Here is a 19,889-nt window from a genome sequence, read left to right on the forward strand (position 1 = left end):
TATCGTTTATTTTATCAGTGGCTCCCGGTTGGGAGTTCCTGGCTTTCGTGGATATTTTTTAGGGGTATCCTTAACCTTATCAATCACGATGATATGCCTAAGTTCATCAGAAATTGGCAGGGTGAATTCATAATCATCGCTGACTTGACCGCCCAAAAGCTGAATGGCAGCCTTGGCATCGGTTAACTCATCCTCAGCTTTGGTAGCCTTCATGGCGATTAATTTGCCGCCTTTTTTGACTAACGGTAAGCACAATTCACTCAACACTGTCATTCGAGCAACGGCCCGGGCAGTCACAATGTCAAAGCTCTGACGGTGAGGCGACTTTTTGCCACCAAATTCCTCGGCACGCGCATGGTAGAGCTCAACGTCATCGAGCCCAAGGGTTTCAATCAATGTTTTGAGAAAATTAATGCGCTTATTCAAGGAATCAACAATCGTCACCTTAAGTTGTGGAAATAATATTTTCAGCGGAATTGACGGAAATCCTGCCCCTGCACCAACGTCACAAATCGTCAAAGGGTCTGTTTGAATCTGTGAAACAAAAAAAGCAGGCGTTATTGAATCATAGAAATGTTTTAAATAAACGGCTGATTTTTCTGTAATTGTCGTAAGGTTAACATGCTCGTTAACTTCCACCAACAGCTTAAAATAGGCATCGAACTGACTCATCTGCTTGTCAGTAACTTCGATACCTTTATCCAAAAGAGCTTTTAAAAATTGATCGTTGTTCATTTATTATTTCTCCCAGTGTGTGAAACAATCTGTTTCACGTCTTATTATACTTTAACTTAAAATCGCTTATATGACAAGGTGTTTGAACACATTAATTATTCTGATAATGGGCGGATGATAATTGATGACTTTAATTTTGGAAAATAAAAAGAGACAACGACATCTCCTAATTTCCAATCGATGATCATTCACTTAGATCGCCATAGCAACTTAGATAAAAGCAAATTTTTGCCATTTAAGCCAACAAACAATCTAAGACATGAGTTGGCAAAGCGTTTATAAATGCAGCTTGGCTTGCCCTTTTTACATTGATAAAACCTGCGACAAACGGCTGATCCCTGCCATTTAAGCCAAAAAAGTAATGCATCCCACCAATCAGAATGCATTACTTTTTTCACTTAAATTCTGGGATCAAATCGGCTTTCGCCCCACTCTTATTTCTGAATCTTCGAAACTTCTTCCAAGAACCACTTATTAAATGCTTCCGCGTCAATATCCACACAAACATTGGCATTGGTCTTGCCATCGTGGTAAGCTCCGCGAATGTCACCAACCGTTTCACCAATGGCTGGGCCATCTGTGACAATATCGATCCACATTTTCTCCGTCTTAATTGCTTCTGGGTGAAGCAGATAGAAGATTGTGTTGACATCGTGCATGGCAATCCCCTTGTCGCTATTATCGCCATCATTGATGATGATATCGTGAAGCATCTTGCCAGTTTCGTTCATGGTTTCCAATTTTGCCAATGAATCTGGCGTCAATAACGCCTTCATGGTAATGTCCAAACCGACCATCGTGATTGGAATCCCGGAGTTGTACATGATGCGGGCAGCGTCTGGGTCAGTGAAGACATTAAATTCAGCGGCACTGGTCATATTGCCCTTGCCGAGGGAGCCACCCATGGCAACAATCCGTTCAATGTGATCCTTCACTTCAGGATATTCACTGAATAGTAAGGCAACGTTGGTGTACGAACCGGTTGGGACCAAGGTGATCTTTTCGTCACTACTCATAATGGCGTCCCGCAAAGCCTCAACGGCACTCACATCAAGTGGCTTTGGCAAGTCCTCAGGAAAATCATAGCCAGGCATCCCTGATTCACCGTGAATTCTGGCAGCGTCTTCGAATTCTTTGATCAGTGGTTGTTTAGCACCGGCAGCGACTGGCACCTGCTTGTTGAAGAACCGGACAATCTTCTGGGCATTCTTGGTCGTCTTGTCAACAGTCACATTGCCGGCAACACTGGTGATCAATTTCAAATCAATTTGAGGATCATTTAATGCCATCGTTAAAGCAGCGGCATCGTCAATTCCCGGATCAGTATCCATGATAATTTTAATCGTCATTGTTCAAACTCCTCCTTATATCAAACGCTTACAATTTTTTAGCAACAGGAAGCGAACAATCCTGAATCTGTTCGCTTTCTTTGATAACGATTAATAATGGCAACGACATCCTAAACGACAATGTCATTCCCAGTTCTCATGTTAATCTCAAATAACCAAACATGCACTATAGTAATGCACTTAAAATGAGATCACAGAGAAACAAAGCACCCAAAACATACGTTGGAATCGTCAGTTCATTTTGCCGGCCGGCAGCGATCTTCAATAGTGGATAGGTCACAAACCCAAATGCCAATCCAGTTGAAATGCTGGAAGTAAACGGGATAATCACCACAATCAGGAATGCGGGGAACCAATCTGAAAAGTCGAACATGTTAATCCGGCTGAGTTGGTTCATCATCAACGCACCCGTGATGATAATGACGGGTGAAATGGCCGCCTGAGGTACAAATGACAGTAATGGGATAAAGAACAGCGATAAGCCAAACATCACGCCAGTCACGATCGCAGTTAGCCCAGTCCGGCCACCGCTTTCGATGGCAGAAGCACTTTCGGCAGCGGCAACCGTTGGACTGGTTCCAAGAATGCCGGAAAGAAAGCTGGTCACTGAACTGGCCTCAAACGCTTTTTTGAATTTCTTAGGGTTGGGCATAATGCCTTCCAGCAACCCCATCGATTCAAACACCAAAATCATGGTCATGGAGAATACCGCCAAAATAAACGGAATGCTGAAAGCCTGACTAAAGTCGCCCTTGGCAAGCACGTTCGTGTATTTGGTAATATCACCGATGCCAACAGATGGCGAAGCTTGATCCTTAATGCCAAATAAGATCCCCACAATCGAAGTGACCAGAATCCCAATGAAGAAGCCCCCGGTGATGTTGCGCACAAATAAGAACAAGGTAATCAACAGGCCAAAGATTGCCAGCAAAGTTGCCGGATTCGTGAGATTTCCCAGTGCCAGAATGGAATTTTTACCCTGCTGAATCAACTGCGCTTTTTCAAGCCCAATTTCCACCAGAAATAACCCAATTCCAGCTGTAATCCCTGCTTTAAGCGTCTCCGGGATTCCCTTAGCCAGCACAACGCTGAGCTTGGTAAAGGCAACGATCACATAGATCACACTTGAGACAATTGAGATCGCTAAGGCTTCCTGCCATGACAACCCCATTGCGACAACAATCGTGTAGGTGAAGAAGGCGTTAACCCCCATTCCCGGTGTCAAAATGACTGGTGCGTTCGCCCAGAATCCCATGATTAAACATCCGATCAGAGAAGAAATGATAGTCGCAAACACGCTCAGGTCAACCGGGATCCCAGCATCTTTTAAAATAACCGGATTCACAATAATAATGTAAGATATGGCGAAAAATCCGGTAATTCCAGCAATGATCTCTCGTTTAATGAGTGCTTTATCTTTTATAGCCTCACGAAGCCGCAGCTTGTTGGCTACGGCTTCAGCTTGTTGCTTTTTATCCAAAAATAAAACCTAACTTTCTAACTTTCGATATTACCAAACAAATAATCCAACGATACCAGCTGACATCAGCGATACCAAGATACCTGAAAGTAACATTGTCAAAACGTTCTTACTGATCAAATCATTCTTTTCCTTGTCAACCAAGCCTTTGAAGGCACCGATAATCATACCAGTGGTTGAGAAGTTGGCAAATGAAGTGATGAAAACAGTCAATTGAGCTTGATAGTGAGCTGGGAAGATGCTGAGGTTGTTGATTGTCCCGGCAATCTTACCCATAACAACGAATTCGTTGGTAACCAACTTCATTCCCATGAATTGAGCAAATTGGAAGGCTTGGCTGACATCGAGTCCCATTAACCATGCAAATGGGAACATGATGATTCCTAAGATGTGTTCCAATGATAACCATGGATTGAAGAGGGCCAAAATCTTATCAATCAAGGCAGCTAAAGCAACAAAGGCGATAACGTTAGCAGCAATGATTAAGATCAAACGGCCGGCACCAAGGATTGAATCACCCAAGAATGAGAAGTATGTTTCCCGTTTGCCGTTGGCTTGAACGTCGCCAGCTTCAACAGCTGCTTCACTCGTGCCACTACCACCCATTTTAGCGATAGTATCTTCTTCAGGAGTGACTTTAACGGGGTTCAAAATACTTGTAATAATCAAGGCGTTTAACACGTTCAATGGAATCGCGGTCAAAACGTATTGACCAGGAACCATTTGGGTATAAGCACCAATGATTGAAGCCGTAACACATGACATTGACATCATGGCCAAAGTCAAGTTACGCTTTGCGGACATTTGCTTTAATTGAAGTGATGAAACGGCAAGTGCCTCAGTGTTACCAAGGAACATCATTTCAACGGCGAAGAATGATTCAAACTTAGGAGCGCCGGTAATGAATGAAAGTCCTCGGCCAACCCACTTGATGATCCAAGGCAAGACACCTATGTATGTCAAGGTATCAAACAATGGGACAATCATCAAGATTGGCAGTAACGCACTGGTGACAAAGTTCATTGATTTAGCAGTTCCACCGTACTGAGTGGTTACCCAGTTAGGCAGCGCAAAATTGATCCCTTGATAAGCAACTTGGACCAGCCAGTTAAATCCATCGGCTGCGGCCTTAACGGCATCACGGCCCCAAGCAAAACTCGTCAAGATCCAGGCTAAGACAAGGTTAATCACTAACACAACAGCTACAGAACGCCAGTTAATACTTTTCTTGGCATTTGAAAATAATAACGCGATTCCAAGGTAGACAACAATACCAAGAACGTTAACCAGCAAATAGGTTAATTGCATATTCTTAAATCCTCTTTTCTGAATTTATAAACAAAAATGGCTAGAAACAAAAGCTGACGACTATCCTCCTTATAAGACGAAATTGGTTTTAAAGTTTAAACCCAAAATAATCATACGATGAACTATGCCAGTTCACCAAGAAAACTGCTTCTAAGAAACTTCGGCGAAGCACCAAGATGGAAAATGTCAGCGATTGTTGCGGCCACATCGGCAAATGAACGCCGAATGCCCAGTGATTTCCCATCAGGATTAGATGGTACGTATGCAATCAGCGGCAGATATTCTCGCGTCGGGGTGGTACTGAACGTCGGATCGTTGGCATACGAGGACGTGACCAGCAGTAGATCCGTTGAATGCAGTTCGTTGATCAGCTCGGCGAGTTGTTGGTCCATGTAGCGCAACGATTTGGCACAGCCTTCGATATCGGCTTGCCGGCAGCACTCCTGAATCCCTAATGTCCGCATGTAGATCAAGCCGCTTCCTGAGCTGCTGGCCTGCTGATGCAATTCTCTAAATGCCCGAACGTCACTATTCGCAGGGAGAATCGTCGCTAAATCTTGGTTAAATATGTAGCTGTCGTAATTACTGATGACGATTGATTTGTTAATCCCCTTGCCGTTATAAACGACCGAGTCAATAGAGCTGGTAATTCTAACATCAGATTGGTAGTCGAACATTTCCCGCAAGCCAGAGTTGAAGTCGGACCCTTTACTTGCCATTTGAACTTTGCCAAAGTAGCCAATCGGCACGTCCACGGGGGCAATCCCAAGGATCGGATCACCAAAACGAATATTCCCCAAGCCTAATTTGCTCAGGGTTGGTAACTTAAAGTGACCCCCCACTTTATTGGCAATGTGGCCAAGCATATCGGCACCAACTGAATTAAATTCATTGGCGTCCTTGGCCTCACCGACACCAAGCGCTGATAGATCGACAACAATAACCCGCCGAAAATCCATAGAATTCACCTTTTCCCCGTTTCGATTTCCAAATGTGAAATAGTTCTACTGAATAGAATACCCAATTAAACGAACATTGTAAATTGAAATGGCCAGAAATAATGGCAGGTAATACCTTTTACTTTTCTGATTGCGCTTTCATTATAGCAAAGATCCTTCGCCCCCACAATAAAGAAGTTTAAAATTGTGAAATAAGTTCACACTGTTAACGATTTAAAGTCTAATGTGGCACGGGGTGTTCGATGTCGCTCCAGCCTCACAATTCAGGAAATTCACATGGTTGAACGATTGTTAAGATAGGTGGTGAACATTTGTTAAGGTATTTGTCGGCTATGTCATTTAGGTTATTCAAACAAAGATATCGGATTTTGGGTGAAATTTTGAACCCACTTGCTAAGTAGATTGACTGACTTTTCGAGGAATTTGATTTTGGCATGGTTAGTGTGATAATGGGCTCCGACGGCCCCGATCCCTGTGACATCAGGACTGCTCCTCCAAATAGAAACTGGAACATCGGCACTTGGCTGCATTGAGTCGGACTGATCCGCAAAGCAGGAATCTGCATGTAAACCCTTGGCTACATAGAATAATGATGCTCCGCAAAGCAGGAATCAACACGTAAGCCCTTGGCTACATAGAGTAATGATGCTCCGCAAAGCAGGAATCTGCGTGTAAGCACCTCGAACAGAAATTCCCAAAACCGGAATTTTTGTTCGAGGAGACTTACACTCCGATTCCTAACCGCTTTGCTGCGCATAGGCCATAAAAAAATAGGATTTAAACTCGTTCTAACATGCTACGAGCTTAAATCCTATGTGGAAGGGATTATCGGGGTTAATACCCACTTCATAAATAATTTAATGTTTTATCGCCTCAATTTAACTAATTGTTGACCCATCTGCCGCAAACTTTAATCACGTTTCTTAATTTACTTTTGATAAATTTGCCGTGCGATCAACGAATGGTTCTTCGTGAAACTAATTGGTATCAACTTGATATCTCATCAATTTGACTGCGGAACCATCTGGCTTACTACAAGCGACCTCTTTAATGTTAATCTAATTCAATTACTCCAACAGGTATTAATAGTGAGCCTTCAGGTTGCATAAACATTTGAAACCAAACTTATTATATTCAAACACTTAATCACCTGAATTAATTTTGTTATTTTAACTCTTAAACATTTGAAACTCTCTTGAGACTTATGAAACATTATGATTCAAATACATGGTGCTTGATACTTTATACTTAAACTTTCATGTTCCTAAATACTTCTTGAAACTTTCAAACTCTAACACTTAAAATAATCATCCGTCATTTCAAACTGTGAAACATTTGAAAATAATCTAGTTACATTCCAACATATTAATCTTTGGATCAGAGAACATTCAAAGTAGGTGAAACCCCTATGCTTCGAACTTCCTTTCCCTTCCTTGACTATATAATACCATATCTGGAAGCGTTTGCAAGGATTAGTTCTCAACTTTTTCATTTTGTTTAAATGGGGGGCAGATTGGGGGCTACTAGCTCAAAAAAGGCCCGTCATTAGGCATCCTCAGATTCAGGATTCCCAACGATGGGTCTTCATATCACGTTATTTAACCGTTTGGCTGGAAAAAATGCCTTCCGACCAATTATAGACTACTTAAACAAGAATTTGAGTGGATCAAACACGAAGAATGACAATCCGGCCAGCCCGATCACAGCAACTGTCGCAATGATTGGCCACATATCAGAAACACTGGTCTTGTCATGCATCAGATACTTCACATGCGAGACTGGGGTCGTGATTGTGACCTTATCCCCATTGATGGGTGTTAATCTACCGGCGTTCACTTTTTTATTACTGAGCGTCTTGTAGAATGACTTGCTGAAAGTATCGAATGTGACCAGCTTGGTCTTACTCTTCGTCTTGCTGCTGCCATCGCTTTCAACCACCACTTCAGCAAAGTTTGCTTTCGCCAAGTCCTTGCTCGTGACTGGTTTCTTAATCTTTGATTTGTTGGCTGGAAACTGGCTCTGATCAGTTGAAACAACAGCCGTTCCGGTTAAAGGAGTCGCCGTCACCGAACTTGATGACTGGGTGTTGGTTGTCGAACTCGACTTGCCAGCGTCTGGCTGGTCATTTGGGAGCACGCCATCAATGATTGTCTTCAAAACGTCATCAACCGTACTGCCCTCTGTTGTGGTTCCTTGCTTGCCAATGCCAATCATTGCTTGAGAAACAGGCGCCTTGGTAGAATTACTGGTCTTACCAGTAGATTTGGTATCATCATCCGTGGCATCGTTATCGCTATCTGCATCGTTGGTTGTATCAGTGCTGGCCGTATCCTTTGAAGCGGGATCTTCCTGCTTGGCCGCAGTGTCTTTAGCACTTGTATCGGAGCTGGTCGTCGATTCTTTTTGATCTGTTGCAGCCCCAGTATCGGCCTTCGAATCTGACGAATCAGTTGACGTGTCACTTGAACTATTACTGTCAGATGGGCTTGAATCTTTGCTGTCTGAACTATTATCGCTACTACTATTCTGATTGCTGGATGAATCATCTGTCGGCTTGACTTGATTATTGTCGGCATTTTTATATGAAACCGAATCATCCGCTTTTGAATCATGAACTGTATCTGCTGCACTACTGCTACTGGCTTCGGTTTTGACCTCAGTCTGAACAGTTGCTTTTTGACTTGTATCCTGCGGCGTTACGTCCGCTTTCCCCTGGATACCAAGTCCGAACATTGCCAATGCAAACGATGCTGCATAAAGTGGCAATCGGCTCTTAAGGTTATTCCTCATAATATTGTTATCCCCTGACTTGGGTGCATTCTAAATATATTTAAAAATGTATAATCTTATGGTAAGGTACTTTAGGCGTTTTGGCAAGTTGGTTATGTATTTATCACCATTGTGTAAATCTCTCGTAATATATCAATGTTATATTTAGACTTGATTGAAATCATTCTGAGGAGATAATAGTATGCATAAAAATTTCTACATAGTCGCAGCACTTGCTGCATCATTGGGGATGGCTGGGTTAACAACCACTCAAGCTGCAACTACCAAGACCACAACAACGACGAGTACTTCAACTAAGACAACCAGTTCCAAAACAACTAAAGATAAGGAACAAGAAGCTGTCAAGCCGGCATCGGTTATCAACACAACCGACCTTTCCGATGAACCAATGCCTTATCACATGAAGAAAGGCTACATCTATTCGGATTCCGGCCTCACCAAAACGTTGGGATCTGCCAAAGATTTTGCCAATGTCACCTTCTATGCTTACAAAAAGGTTACAATTGACCGATCAGCTCAAGGTAGCGGCAATTCCGTTTTCTACTATGTCAGAAGCGGCAGCGGCAAACAAACCGGTTACATTTGGCACGGTAACCTAGAAGGCATCGCGGAAGGAACCTTTAATATCGCAATGAAAAACAGCAATTATTTCAAATCAAATAAGATCATTACGATGGGCGATTCAATTACTTGCGGGTACGATGGCTACCAGACCCTTGACAATATGGGCTACCCAACTTGGTTATCCCGTTATTTAAATGCCAAGGTGACCAACGTTGGTTATAATGGTGCTTTCTTGTCTCAAGGCGACGGTAACGTTGAAACTCCCGGCGACTTGAACACGGTTGTCAACGAACACAATTTCAAAAATTACAACGTTGCAACCATCGCATACGGCACTAATGATTATGGTCATTCAACCAATTCATTGGATGACATCAAGACCCAGCTCAACAATGATATTAAAAAGATGAAGTCAGATAACAAGAACCTGATTATTTACGGCATCTTACCACTGACCCGTTATGACAGCAATGTCAACTCGGATGAGGTACCTGGTCAAGGCGGTTACACCATGAATCAGTTGCGGGATGCGGAAGCTGAAGTCTTCAAGGACAACAACATCCCTTACCTCGACTGGCGAAATGATACCAAGCCAATCATCACCGATGCCAACCATATCGACCGCTTCAATGATGGCCGTCTGCATCCAAACCCAATGACTTATCAATTGATGGGACGCGAAATTGCGCAGTTCATGATCAAAAATTACCCAAAGGATATGATCAAGTCAACGAGCAAAACGTCAACTACTAAAAAAACAACCACCTCAAAGACGACTGCTAAGAAGACAACGGCAAAAACCAGCAGTATTTATCGTTACTAAACTTAGCATTAATGAATGACAAACGGTTGATTCCCGCCATTTAAGTTAAAAAAGCAATGCATTCCGAAACCTGAATGCATTGCTTTTTTAACTTAAACGCTGGGATCAAATCGCCGTTTGTCCCAATCTTTAGTGAGTTCCCACACGATCAGCTTGAATAACCGCGCGGTACAAATCATATTATTTTGAAGGAATAACAAAAGGCTCGACAAAATTAATTGTTCGAGCCCCCTATTAAAAAGATGAGTTAATCCATGAATATGTGGTGTAGATTGATTAAGATGCGTGATTACTTAGCAACGTAATCGGTGTTGCCATGTTGAGTGTTTACAGTTGCAGGAACTGATCCATTAATGGTGAATTGTTGGAAGACAACCTTAACTGTTGCACCCTTTGTTTGATCTGGTGTGTTAACTCCAAGAGTTCTAGCGGCATCATAAACATAGAAGTAATGGTTGTTACCACTATTTAATGAATCTCCGTAGAATCCAGTCTTAGGATTACCAGTTTGTTGGTTATTAGCATAAGGATCAGTCAAAGCTTTAGCAGCAACAGGTACAGCGTTGTCAGCCTTATTTAACTCTTTAACAAAGTTACCACCATCATTAAAGAAGTCTGACATCTTGAATGACTTGTCAGTGTTTGAATTGTCAGGAAGTGCTCTTGACTGTGCATCAGCAGTTAATGCTGGGAATGAGTTCATTGCAAAGTCACTAGGCTTCATCTGAACTAAGTCGCCGTTAGCACCCTTCTCATAGTAGTATTGTACCTTTGTAGCAGCAGCGGTTGGGGTTACATCAACGGTTAAAGTATCACCAAATTTAGCACTGTCTGCAGAAGGAGTAACGCTCAAATTATTGATATCAGTTTTTGAGCCGTTAGCATCCTTATATGAGAATGCATAACCTGATGGTGCACCGGTATAAGGGATAAAGTCTGATACGCTGCGACCAGTGTTATCAACTTTTCCAGTGGTGGCATCACCTTGCTTAGTATCAGTTGATGCAGTTGTCCAAGTATTCGTCTTGTCAATTGTCTTACCAGTTGTTACGTCACGGTAAGCAATCTTAACGCTCTTGTTAGCATCAAAGTTGTCAGTAGGAGTTGTTGAGCCAGTCGTCAAACCACTGAACTTAATCCAACCATTTGCGGCACTGTTGGCTGAGTCAGTTGCTTCAACTTTAACCCAAAGATCGCCTTCACGAGTACGGGTTGTTTGATCCGTAATCTTGAAAGTAGCGTCCTTGTACTTGCTTGAGTCAGTAATGACACGGCCTTGCTTGTATTGAGTCCAAGCTGGGGTCTTGTAAGTGACTTGAGTACCATCATTTGAAGTACCAGTCGTTGCAATCTTGTAAGTTGCTGACTTCTGAGCATCAGTTAAACCAGTGTTTTGGTTTGATGATGTTGAAGTGCTGGTTGCAGATGATGAGTTGCTTGATGCTGTGTTGTCAGCTGCTTTTGGATCAGTCGTTGTGCTGTATGATTCAACACCACCGCCAAATACGTTAGCAGTCTTGCCACCGTAAATCCAGCCACGGTATTGACCATCAAAAGTAACAACCTTGTAGTAAACAGAACCACGGTTCGTTGTAGCAACTCGATAAGCTCGAACGTTATTCTTTGAGCTGGTTGATGATGCTAAACCATTTAAAGTGGTCTTGCTTGCTTTAACACGGGCACCCTTTAAAGTACCGGCTTTACTGTATAATGCACTGTTACCAGTAAAGTTAACGTTACGATCAGTAGCGTTAGCAGTTAATGTCTTGTTTGAAACAACCTTTGCATACGTCTTGGCGCTTGCAGGGTTCGCATTGGCGGCACCAGCAACGGCAACAAAGCCTAAAGCTGCTAAGCCAACGAACAATGACTTCTTGATACGATTATTCAATATAATTTCCTCCAATTGCGTTTCAGCAAAGAATAGATACAGTATATCGCGTAAAATCGTCTATGATATTACTAAACTTAAACAATTCTTCCCCATTATTTCGTAAACATTACAGCCAGAACACAATATCACAATTCCGTAAAGGACCCCTTAAGATAACCTAAAGTTCATAAAATCGTCAAAAGTTTGTGGTTAATTTATAGGTGGTGAGTTGATTAAACCGTTTGTATTGCTGGCACAACAGGCGTTAGCGAACGCAAAATGAGGTCAACAAAATATGAACATTTCATGAACATGCGTCTATCGGAATTGAATTTACTAAAATCGATAAACAAATACGCAAAATGGATCAGCAGTCAAATTTAATGATTGCCGATCCATTTTTGCTGTCAACCTATTTTATAAAATGAAAATTGGGAACGGTGGTACGTTATTTTCTTCTATCTTATTTAAGTATTAGTGATAAAATAGTAAGTGCAGTGCATCACAAACATACTGGGAGGAAATGCAAATGAGTAAGCTCAAACAGGCTTCATTAGTGTTAATTGCGACATTTACTATTGGGGGAACCTTTACAATCGTGCCGCCGAAGACCGCATCGGCCAGTCGGACTTGGGTGTGGATTGCTCCAAATCATGGCAAACGATATCACTATACCCGGGGTTGCCGCGGATTGAATAACGCCGGCCACAAGCGCCACGTGACCCTTCATTGGGCTAAATCGCACCACTATCGTCTTTGTGGTTGGGAAAAATAAGTTAATGAGACTGAGGGGATGATCCTATTAAGAAATTTATCTATTGTTTTTTATTAACGATCCTCATGGTTGGTGGCGTCAGTTATGCGCAACCAAGCGAAACGCCCAGTGCATCGACTTACGTCTACATTACCCGGACCGGGAAGCACTATTTCTACCACCGGCATAATCGCGGCTTAAACCGAGCCAAGAAAGTCTATCGGGTTAAATTATCAACGGCTCGTAAGAAGGGCTTGACGTTGGCCAAAACTGATTACAAGCCTGGTAAACGCAAAGTGGTCCGCCGAACAACTCGGAAACGAGCGAAGACGGTCCGCAAGAAGGCCGCCAGTTCCAGCGGCAAGCATCTGAAGATTGCCGGCAAACAAGTGGTGATCATCAATCATAACAAGCCGAAATTCTCCAGAAACACCCTGTCACTGCGCCATGGTTCCTGGCAGAAGTACGGTCAGTTGGACTTCTTGAACCGGGCAACCACCGCAAATGCCATGCTGAATAAGCGGCTGATGCCAAGAGCTGAACGGGAACCACTGTACGTCGACCCCACCGGCTGGCATAACAAGAAAGTTCACGGTGGCTGGCTGTATAATCGTTGTCACCTGATCGGCTACCAGCTGACCGGCCAAAACAACAACCTAAGAAACCTGATCACCGGTACCAGGTCGCTGAATACGCCGGGCATGCTGCGGTATGAAAATCGGGTTGCCTACTATCTAAAGAGTAGTAAAAAACACTACATTAGATATCAAGTCCGCCCTGTCTTCAAAGCCCACGACCTATTGGCCCGTGGCGTCCAAATGCAAGGCAAATCCGTTGGCAGTAATCGCATCCACTTCAACGTGTACATCAAGAATGTGCAGGCTGGCGTTAGGATTGATTATCGGACGGGGATGAGTCGGGTGGTTAGGTAAAATACAATTAAACAAATATTCATTTTAAAATTAAAAGCTCTGGAACTCAAAAGTCCCAAAGCTTTTAATTTGTCTCAAATATACTATTTTTTGCCTACTTGATCGTTGCGGTTTCTTTAGCGATTTTGCTGTAAAATGCGCTTACATTGGTTCCAAAAGTGCCAGAATTGGCGTTATTAGAAAATGTGAACGGAGTGTGATACCACACTAACTTAAATGATGCAGGGTTAGTGCTACTATCGGGTTCAATTTGTGGGAATACAGGAGAATATAGTGTTCCCATGCCATTATTAGCTTTTATTTGATTTACAATGGCATTTGAACTAAACGAAGATCCACTAGTGCCAGGGCCATAAGTCCAATCTTGATTTTCACCATATACATACTGGCCTTCAGCAGCAGACTCAAAATCTGAATTTAATTTATTAAGTTCAGGAGTACCATAGGCGCCACCAATATAATCGGCAAGTGCTTTTTGATCAGCGTTACTCATCTTGCCAAGATCAATTGCTGCTAACTTAGTATCAGCACTAGAACTTGAGGAAGTCCCCTTTGGGAAATCAACGTTCGTTGTATCATAAGCATTCGTATTATCGCTTGCTGGCCTAAACTGACTCAAAGGCTGATTATCAGCCATTGGCACAATTGTTGAGGTTACTTGATTTGCAGAAACAATACCAATATTAACCTGTCCACCAAAGTTTCCTCTAGCAATCGTATCAATTTGACTTGTACTCAAAGAATTACCAGATAGTTGATACCCAGTTCCAGATAATTGTTGGTTAATCTGGCTGGTGATGCTATTAATGTCAGATGCATTCAAAGTCCAGTAAGAACTGTTGCTTTGTGAATAACCAACATTAGAGCCTCTGGTAGCACCTGATCTGTACCAATCGGTTGACTTGAGAGTCGTTCCATTTGGTTCTACCAAATTAATTCTCAATGCATTATCCGCAATATTAGAGTTCAAGTACAACTTGACTGAACCACCAAATTGAGCAACCGCCAAATTATTCAACTGGCTTTGAGTTAAGTTAGAAATATTGTAGCTGTAGTTTGTGCCATGAGTGGAGTTGTAACCAGACAAAGCATTGTTAATAGCTGTTTGTAATGAAGCTTGGTCGTTGGAATCTAATGACCAGTTGTGAGTTGTGGTGTTGTAGTTTCCTAGATAAGAGTTTCTAGTAGCACCAGCCTTGGTCCAATTGAATGATACCAACGTGTTGTTGCTGTTGTTTGGATCCATGATGTTGAATTGGATCTGGTTGTCAGCAATCGGCGTTGTTGCGTTCATCTGGGTCAAGCCACTCATCTTAATCCAACCAGTTGCTTGGCTGTTTGGATTTGCTGGGTCATAGATGTGAACCCATTGATCTGATGAGCCTTCCTTGGTTCGATAACCAACTGCGTCAATTCGGAATTGGGTGTTGGCGTATGGACTTGAATCAGTAATTGCCCGGCCAACCTTGTAGTTGGTATATGCAGGTGACTTATAAGTAACTTGGGTGCCATCGTTGGCAGTTCCAGGTGTGGTAATCTTATAAGTCCCGTTTTGTTGGGCACTTGTTAATGTTGAAAATGCTTGGTTAGTAAATGTTCGATATTGTTGAACCCCGCCGTTGAAGTCGGAGTCAGTTTTACCACCATAAATCCAACCACGGTAAGAACCATCATAAGTAACGACCTTGTAATAGATGGAGCCACGGTTAGTAGTGGCAATTCGATAAGCACGAACATTATGCGTTGAAGATGAAACGTTTGAGAAACTGCTTAAGGTAGCTTTTGAAGCGACGACCCGGGCGCCCTTCAAAGTACCAGCCTTAGTGTATAAAGCATTGTCCCCAGTAAAAGTGACATTCCGATCTTGCGGCAACATGGCCATCTTGCTATTAGATGTGACTCGAGCATAAGTCTTGGCACTTGCCGGTTGAGAATTTGCCATGCCTGCAGCTGCGACGAAACCTAATGCAGCTACTGACAAGAATAGTGATCTTTTAAGATCAAATCTCATAAATAACCCCTCCTAAACAATATATCTTATGTCTGTTACACTTTCATTATACAGTTTATGAAATGGGTTTCAAAGAATAAGCCTATTGAAAATGAGATTTTAAAGATAAAACCAGGGCACTGCTGATCTGTAGAAGATCAGTGGTGCCCCAATTTGGTATATGTTTAAATAGTAATGATTTTAATGTTAGTTGGTGATTTTCACATTAAGTCAAATCAGTAAATGAAGTAATTCTGCGATGCAACTACTTGTACCATTCGATCATCCGACCATTTAATTCCTGTGGTTGTCGATTATCATACGGAAATTGTTGCTTAAACCAATCCAGCTGAGCCGCACTCACGGTCACCTTTGGATTCGTCACGACCAGCCATTCCACCCCTTCAGTTAGCGGTGGCGTGGTTAGTGATCCCAAATAATGAAAACCAACTGGCTGTTCTGGCAGCCACTGATCAATTTGGATGTCGGCCGGATCGGTTTTGCCAGTAGTGAAACCATCAATAATCTGTTGGAATGCCGGATCAGCGGCCCCAGTTTGAACTAGCAACGCCACGACGACCAACTGGCCAATGGCATTTTGATGGACCAAATGAATTTCCAGCGGGAACTGTTTGCCATCAATTAGATGTTCTGACCCCGCGTGAAAGTGAACCTGTTGAAATGCAAACGATCGCCCAAAAATTTCTGCGTTGCCAGTTCCAGGCAAGCGGACGGTGGTCTGGTCGTCAACTTCTTGTTGCAGGTGATACTTGGATTGAGTGCTGAATTCAAGTGTCCCCTCTCTTACCACCGCCGTCTTCGTTTCAATATTAATCGGTGATTGCTGGGTCCCAAAGCCATTGGACCATTGTTCCTGATGATTGTAATCGAGCATGTGGGTCATCCCTTCAATAATTGTTTGAATCTAGTTTACAATATTTTGGAAAATTGACCAGATGCATTTACATTCATTTACTAAACATCTTGAAAGAAGCTGAAGTTAACTGCAAAATGCGTCCCTGCTGTTACGACTTAAATGTTGGTACCTCAGTTAGATTCCACGGAAGGAATCTCAACGATTGAAGAAAACATCGTCAATTGTGAACAAAAACCGAAACCTCTGTGAATATAAGCGGGAAAGTTGAGCGCCGATGATTCCCTTTGTTACGATGATTGCGAAAACAAGTAGTTAGGGAAATTCATATGGAGGAAGATGACATGAAATCAGCTAAATTTTATTGTGTGAGTGCACTGACAGCATTGCTCCTGATGGGTGCTGGTGGGGCGGTGATGGCGAATGATGGTAGTGCAGAGGATAATTCGCGAGTTTCGCGAGTTAATCCGGGTCAAGATGAAAGGGTTCCAATTGATGGTGATGATGTGACAATCGATCAAGGCGGTATCATCCATAACTTTAGCAACCCTGCAAAGGCAGCTAAGTTATTGGCCGGCGGACATTTAGAAGTTCCAGGTAAAATTGGTCCAACTACCGTGACCGGAATAGGTGAAGGTGTTTTCAGCTATATTAACTTATCTTATCTCCTGAAAGGAGATAATACTGATCACTTCCAAGGAGGAAATTCATCTCTTCTGGGAATGTCAGGGATAACATTTGCAGACCCCCAACATGTTTCTGTGATTGGAAATGGAGCCTTTTCTCAAAACCAAATTTCATCCATTGATCTTCCTGCGGCTGTTGAAATTGGGTCAGGGGCATTTGCTGAAAATCAAATTTCTGACGTCTCTTTGCCTAAAGTAACTACAATTGAAGATGCTGCCTTCATATTTAATAGAATTAAAAGTCTTAATCTACCAAAGATACAAACTCTTTCTTCTGCTGCATTCGCATTTAACAGTTTGTCTAATGTCAATTTAAGAAGTTCTGAGGAAAGTAGTATGATTGTAATTAAACCCGAGGCATTTTCTTGGCAAAATCTGTCAAACGCAAATAATGGCTTACAGCTCAAAAATTCTGCATTTAAAGCAAACGTTCCCCACCAAGATCCACTCAAGTGGCAAACGATCACTCAATCCATACAGCCGTCATTTAAGATTAATGGTATCCAGCAAATCAAGCCGAATGATGTAACAATCAACCAGTTGGAAACGGACGATCAATTTAATAAAGAGGTTGAAAATAACTATAATAATAGGCAGTTCACAAACATCCCTAAGGCAACCGATTTGCATAACAAATTCGGAATTTACATTCTCTATGAACCATCCAACGGCGTTAACTCCGAATCTAATTTAAACCAAACTATTAACCGCAATTCAAAAGAATCCAGATCAACAAAAATCGGCGACTACTCCACCGGTGCCCTGGTCACCATCGTGGATCCAACCACGCCACCAACGCCGGGACCTGACCCAGAAACTGAAAAGCAGCCGGACACTAATAGCAGTTCAGCCGACTCAACCAATAATAGCTCCGGCAAAACAATCAATATCCACCCCGTACCCGATCTGGATTTCCCACATCAGTCAGAATCGGCCGACAAAGTGACCACCAAGAGTCCCTACATGATTTATAACAAAAAGACCATTCGGGTACACAAAAATAAAGAGCTCACTTCCCCACTCAAAACTTACAGGAAAGTCGCTCGTCACAAAGCCAAAACATTCAAAGTTCTCGGCGTTGCTTATTCCAAAAATGGGGCTAAGCGTTACAAAGTAGCTGGGGGTTATGTCACTGCCCATGAAGACTACGTTGCTAATCTCTACTACCAAAGTACCCCAAAAAGCAAGAAAATCAAGGTCATCGCCACCAAAGGCCTCCACAAATACAAGGACGCCAAATTGACGAAGAAAGCAGCCAAAAGCCACGTTTCCCGTAACAAGCTGCTCAAAGTTACCAAGATTGTGACACACGGCAACCTGACCCGCTACCACTTGGCCGACGGGACCTATGTTTCAGGCAATAAGAAATTGGTGTTGCAGCAATAACCGACTATCATCTCCATGTCACCAGAACATTGGCCAATTGATGTTCTGGTTTTTTGATTTCCCGTCAGAAAAAGGTTGACTTATCTTCAAAAAGTATTAGACTTTTATGATAATTAATCTAATAATTGAATTTCGTTTAAACAACGATGGCAATCGGTTGCAATCCACTGTTTTGAATGGATTCTCACCCATAAAATTCAGGCATCCATTTAACAAAGGATTGACAATCAATACATAATATTAGGTTAAAAATAATAATTTTCTAAGAATAACAGGAGGATGTTATATGACAAGAAAAGTTGGCGTTATTGGAATGGGACACGTTGGTTCAACTGTTGCAAATTACATAATTAATGGTGGGTTCACAGATGATATTGTCTTAATTGACACGAACGAATTAAAGGTGAACGCCGATGCAACCGACTTCACCGATGCTTTAGCAAACCTGCCTTTCCATACTAAAATTACCGTTAACGATTACGACGCATTAAAAGATGCTGACGTGATCATTTCTGCCGTTGGTAAAATCAGCCTACAGAAAGATAATCCAAAGCATGACCGGTTCGTTGAATTACCATTTACCAAGCAAGCCGTCAAGGACGTTTCCGCTAAAATCAAAGCATCCGGCTTCAACGGCATCTTAATCGACATCACCAACCCATGTGACGTTATCACCACCATGTACCAAAAGTACACGGGGCTTCCTAAGAAACACGTCATGGGAACTGGAACGTTACTCGATTCATCTCGAATGAAGCGGGCCGTTGCCCAAGAATTAAACATTGACCCTCGTTCGGTCGATGGCTACAACTTAGGCGAACACGGGAACTCACAATTCACCGCTTGGTCTGCCGTGCGAGTCTTAGGTCATCCAATCACCAAAGTTGCCAAAGAACGTAACATTGATTTAACTGAATTAGACGAAATTGCCAAGGCCGGTGGCTACACCGTCTTCCATGGCAAGCTGTACACCAACTACGGGATTGCGTCAGCCGCAGTGAGATTAGCCCGCACCATCATGAGCGACGCCCACACTGAACTACCCGTTTCCAACTGGCATGAAGAATACAACACTTACCTCTCCTACCCAGCCATTGTTGGCCGTGACGGGATTGAAGAACAAGTTCACTTGGACCTCACCGATGAAGAAAAGGAAAAGTTGGCTGAATCAGCTAACTATATCCGGACTCGTTTTGAAGATACGGTCGCTTCGCTAGGTGATTAGTGAGCGGATCCAGGCGGTTACACTCCGATCTCTGCCCGGAGGAGCTGTCCTAAAACAAGTGAGCGGAGTAAAGCGGTTAGAAACTGGAATATAAGTCTCCTCCAACAGAAATCCCCGGTTTTGGGGGATTTTTGTTGGAGGTGCTTATATGGAAGTTTCTG

At 42.7% G+C, this 19,889-nt stretch carries 14 protein-coding genes; 5 read left to right on the forward strand and 9 right to left on the reverse strand.

Features of this window, described 5'->3' with window-relative positions:
- Positions 1-6: 6 nt before the first annotated feature.
- From rsmG to FD12_RS12115, 6 genes are all read right to left on the reverse strand, one after another.
- Positions 7-735, reverse strand: coding sequence for a 16S rRNA (guanine(527)-N(7))-methyltransferase RsmG (rsmG, locus tag FD12_RS12090; protein WP_056983321.1), 729 nt, complete (start codon positions 733-735; stop codon positions 7-9).
- A gap of 434 nt (positions 736-1,169) precedes the next feature.
- Positions 1,170-2,084 carry a ribonucleoside hydrolase RihC gene (rihC, locus tag FD12_RS12095; RefSeq protein ID WP_056983322.1) on the reverse strand — a complete coding sequence of 305 codons (915 nt, stop codon included), beginning with the start codon at positions 2,082-2,084 and terminating at the stop codon, positions 1,170-1,172.
- 166 nt (positions 2,085-2,250) lie between these two features.
- Positions 2,251-3,564, reverse strand: coding sequence for an NCS2 family permease (locus FD12_RS12100; RefSeq protein WP_056983323.1), 1,314 nt, complete (start codon positions 3,562-3,564; stop codon positions 2,251-2,253).
- Between the two features lie 30 nt (positions 3,565-3,594).
- On the reverse strand, positions 3,595-4,872 hold the full coding sequence (locus tag FD12_RS12105; protein WP_056983324.1) for a NupC/NupG family nucleoside CNT transporter: 1,278 nt from the start codon (positions 4,870-4,872) through the stop codon (positions 3,595-3,597).
- A 122-nt stretch (positions 4,873-4,994) separates the two neighbouring features.
- Positions 4,995-5,831, reverse strand: coding sequence for an alkaline phosphatase family protein (locus FD12_RS12110; protein ID WP_056983325.1), 837 nt, complete (start codon positions 5,829-5,831; stop codon positions 4,995-4,997).
- Positions 5,832-7,472: 1,641 nt separating this feature from the next.
- A complete protein-coding gene (locus tag FD12_RS12115; protein WP_056983326.1) occupies positions 7,473-8,621 on the reverse strand; it encodes a hypothetical protein in 1,149 nt (382 codons plus the stop codon).
- 181 nt (positions 8,622-8,802) lie between these two features.
- On the opposite strand from FD12_RS12115, the gene FD12_RS12120 reads away from it, so the two are divergent.
- The gene (locus FD12_RS12120; protein ID WP_056983327.1) at positions 8,803-10,008 is read left to right on the forward strand and encodes an SGNH/GDSL hydrolase family protein; all 1,206 of its coding nucleotides are present in this window, start codon (positions 8,803-8,805) and stop codon (positions 10,006-10,008) included.
- Between the two features lie 289 nt (positions 10,009-10,297).
- Here the strand turns inward: FD12_RS12120 and FD12_RS12125 are convergent, their stop codons facing one another.
- A complete protein-coding gene (locus tag FD12_RS12125) occupies positions 10,298-11,899 on the reverse strand; it encodes a hypothetical protein (protein ID WP_056983328.1) in 1,602 nt (533 codons plus the stop codon).
- Positions 11,900-12,410: 511 nt separating this feature from the next.
- On the opposite strand from FD12_RS12125, the gene FD12_RS12130 reads away from it, so the two are divergent.
- A complete protein-coding gene (locus tag FD12_RS12130) occupies positions 12,411-12,656 on the forward strand; it encodes a hypothetical protein (RefSeq protein WP_054746853.1) in 246 nt (81 codons plus the stop codon).
- Between the two features lie 65 nt (positions 12,657-12,721).
- Positions 12,722-13,567: a DNA/RNA non-specific endonuclease gene (locus FD12_RS12135; protein ID WP_186825964.1), complete on the forward strand. Its 846-nt coding sequence runs from the start codon at positions 12,722-12,724 to the stop codon at positions 13,565-13,567.
- Between the two features lie 94 nt (positions 13,568-13,661).
- On the opposite strand, the gene FD12_RS13710 is transcribed toward FD12_RS12135, so the two are convergent.
- Both FD12_RS13710 and FD12_RS12145 read right to left on the reverse strand, forming a co-directional pair.
- Positions 13,662-15,578 carry a hypothetical protein gene (locus FD12_RS13710; protein WP_082622259.1) on the reverse strand — a complete coding sequence of 639 codons (1,917 nt, stop codon included), beginning with the start codon at positions 15,576-15,578 and terminating at the stop codon, positions 13,662-13,664.
- Positions 15,579-15,822: 244 nt separating this feature from the next.
- Positions 15,823-16,452, reverse strand: a complete 630-nt coding sequence (locus FD12_RS12145; RefSeq protein ID WP_054746858.1) for a carbonic anhydrase family protein — start codon at positions 16,450-16,452, stop codon at positions 15,823-15,825.
- Between the two features lie 323 nt (positions 16,453-16,775).
- On the opposite strand from FD12_RS12145, the gene FD12_RS12150 reads away from it, so the two are divergent.
- Both FD12_RS12150 and FD12_RS12155 read left to right on the forward strand, forming a co-directional pair.
- Positions 16,776-18,503, forward strand: coding sequence for a DUF5776 domain-containing protein (locus tag FD12_RS12150; protein WP_054746860.1), 1,728 nt, complete (start codon positions 16,776-16,778; stop codon positions 18,501-18,503).
- Between the two features lie 286 nt (positions 18,504-18,789).
- A complete protein-coding gene (locus tag FD12_RS12155; protein ID WP_054746862.1) occupies positions 18,790-19,728 on the forward strand; it encodes an L-lactate dehydrogenase in 939 nt (312 codons plus the stop codon).
- The last annotated feature ends 161 nt before the right edge of the window (positions 19,729-19,889 follow it).

It is taken from the genome of Lentilactobacillus rapi DSM 19907 = JCM 15042 (assembly GCF_001436255.1).
Lineage (GTDB): Bacteria > Bacillota > Bacilli > Lactobacillales > Lactobacillaceae > Lentilactobacillus > Lentilactobacillus rapi.

What these genes read in the sequence shown, in the direction of transcription:
- rsmG (WP_056983321.1), bottom strand. Translation starts at nt 735, where the DNA reads ATGAACAACGATCAATTTTTAAAAGCTCTTTTGGATAAAGGTATCGAA.
- rihC (WP_056983322.1), bottom strand. Translation starts at nt 2,084, where the DNA reads ATGACGATTAAAATTATCATGGATACTGATCCGGGAATTGACGATGCC.
- FD12_RS12105 (WP_056983324.1), bottom strand. Translation starts at nt 4,872, where the DNA reads ATGCAATTAACCTATTTGCTGGTTAACGTTCTTGGTATTGTTGTCTAC.
- FD12_RS12110 (WP_056983325.1), bottom strand. Translation starts at nt 5,831, where the DNA reads ATGGATTTTCGGCGGGTTATTGTTGTCGATCTATCAGCGCTTGGTGTC.
- FD12_RS12115 (WP_056983326.1), bottom strand. Translation starts at nt 8,621, where the DNA reads ATGAGGAATAACCTTAAGAGCCGATTGCCACTTTATGCAGCATCGTTT.
- FD12_RS12120 (WP_056983327.1), top strand. Translation starts at nt 8,803, where the DNA reads ATGCATAAAAATTTCTACATAGTCGCAGCACTTGCTGCATCATTGGGG.
- FD12_RS12130 (WP_054746853.1), top strand. Translation starts at nt 12,411, where the DNA reads ATGAGTAAGCTCAAACAGGCTTCATTAGTGTTAATTGCGACATTTACT.
- FD12_RS12135 (WP_186825964.1), top strand. Translation starts at nt 12,722, where the DNA reads ATGGTTGGTGGCGTCAGTTATGCGCAACCAAGCGAAACGCCCAGTGCA.
- FD12_RS13710 (WP_082622259.1), bottom strand. Translation starts at nt 15,578, where the DNA reads ATGAGATTTGATCTTAAAAGATCACTATTCTTGTCAGTAGCTGCATTA.
- FD12_RS12145 (WP_054746858.1), bottom strand. Translation starts at nt 16,452, where the DNA reads ATGCTCGATTACAATCATCAGGAACAATGGTCCAATGGCTTTGGGACC.
- FD12_RS12150 (WP_054746860.1), top strand. Translation starts at nt 16,776, where the DNA reads ATGAAATCAGCTAAATTTTATTGTGTGAGTGCACTGACAGCATTGCTC.
- FD12_RS12155 (WP_054746862.1), top strand. Translation starts at nt 18,790, where the DNA reads ATGACAAGAAAAGTTGGCGTTATTGGAATGGGACACGTTGGTTCAACT.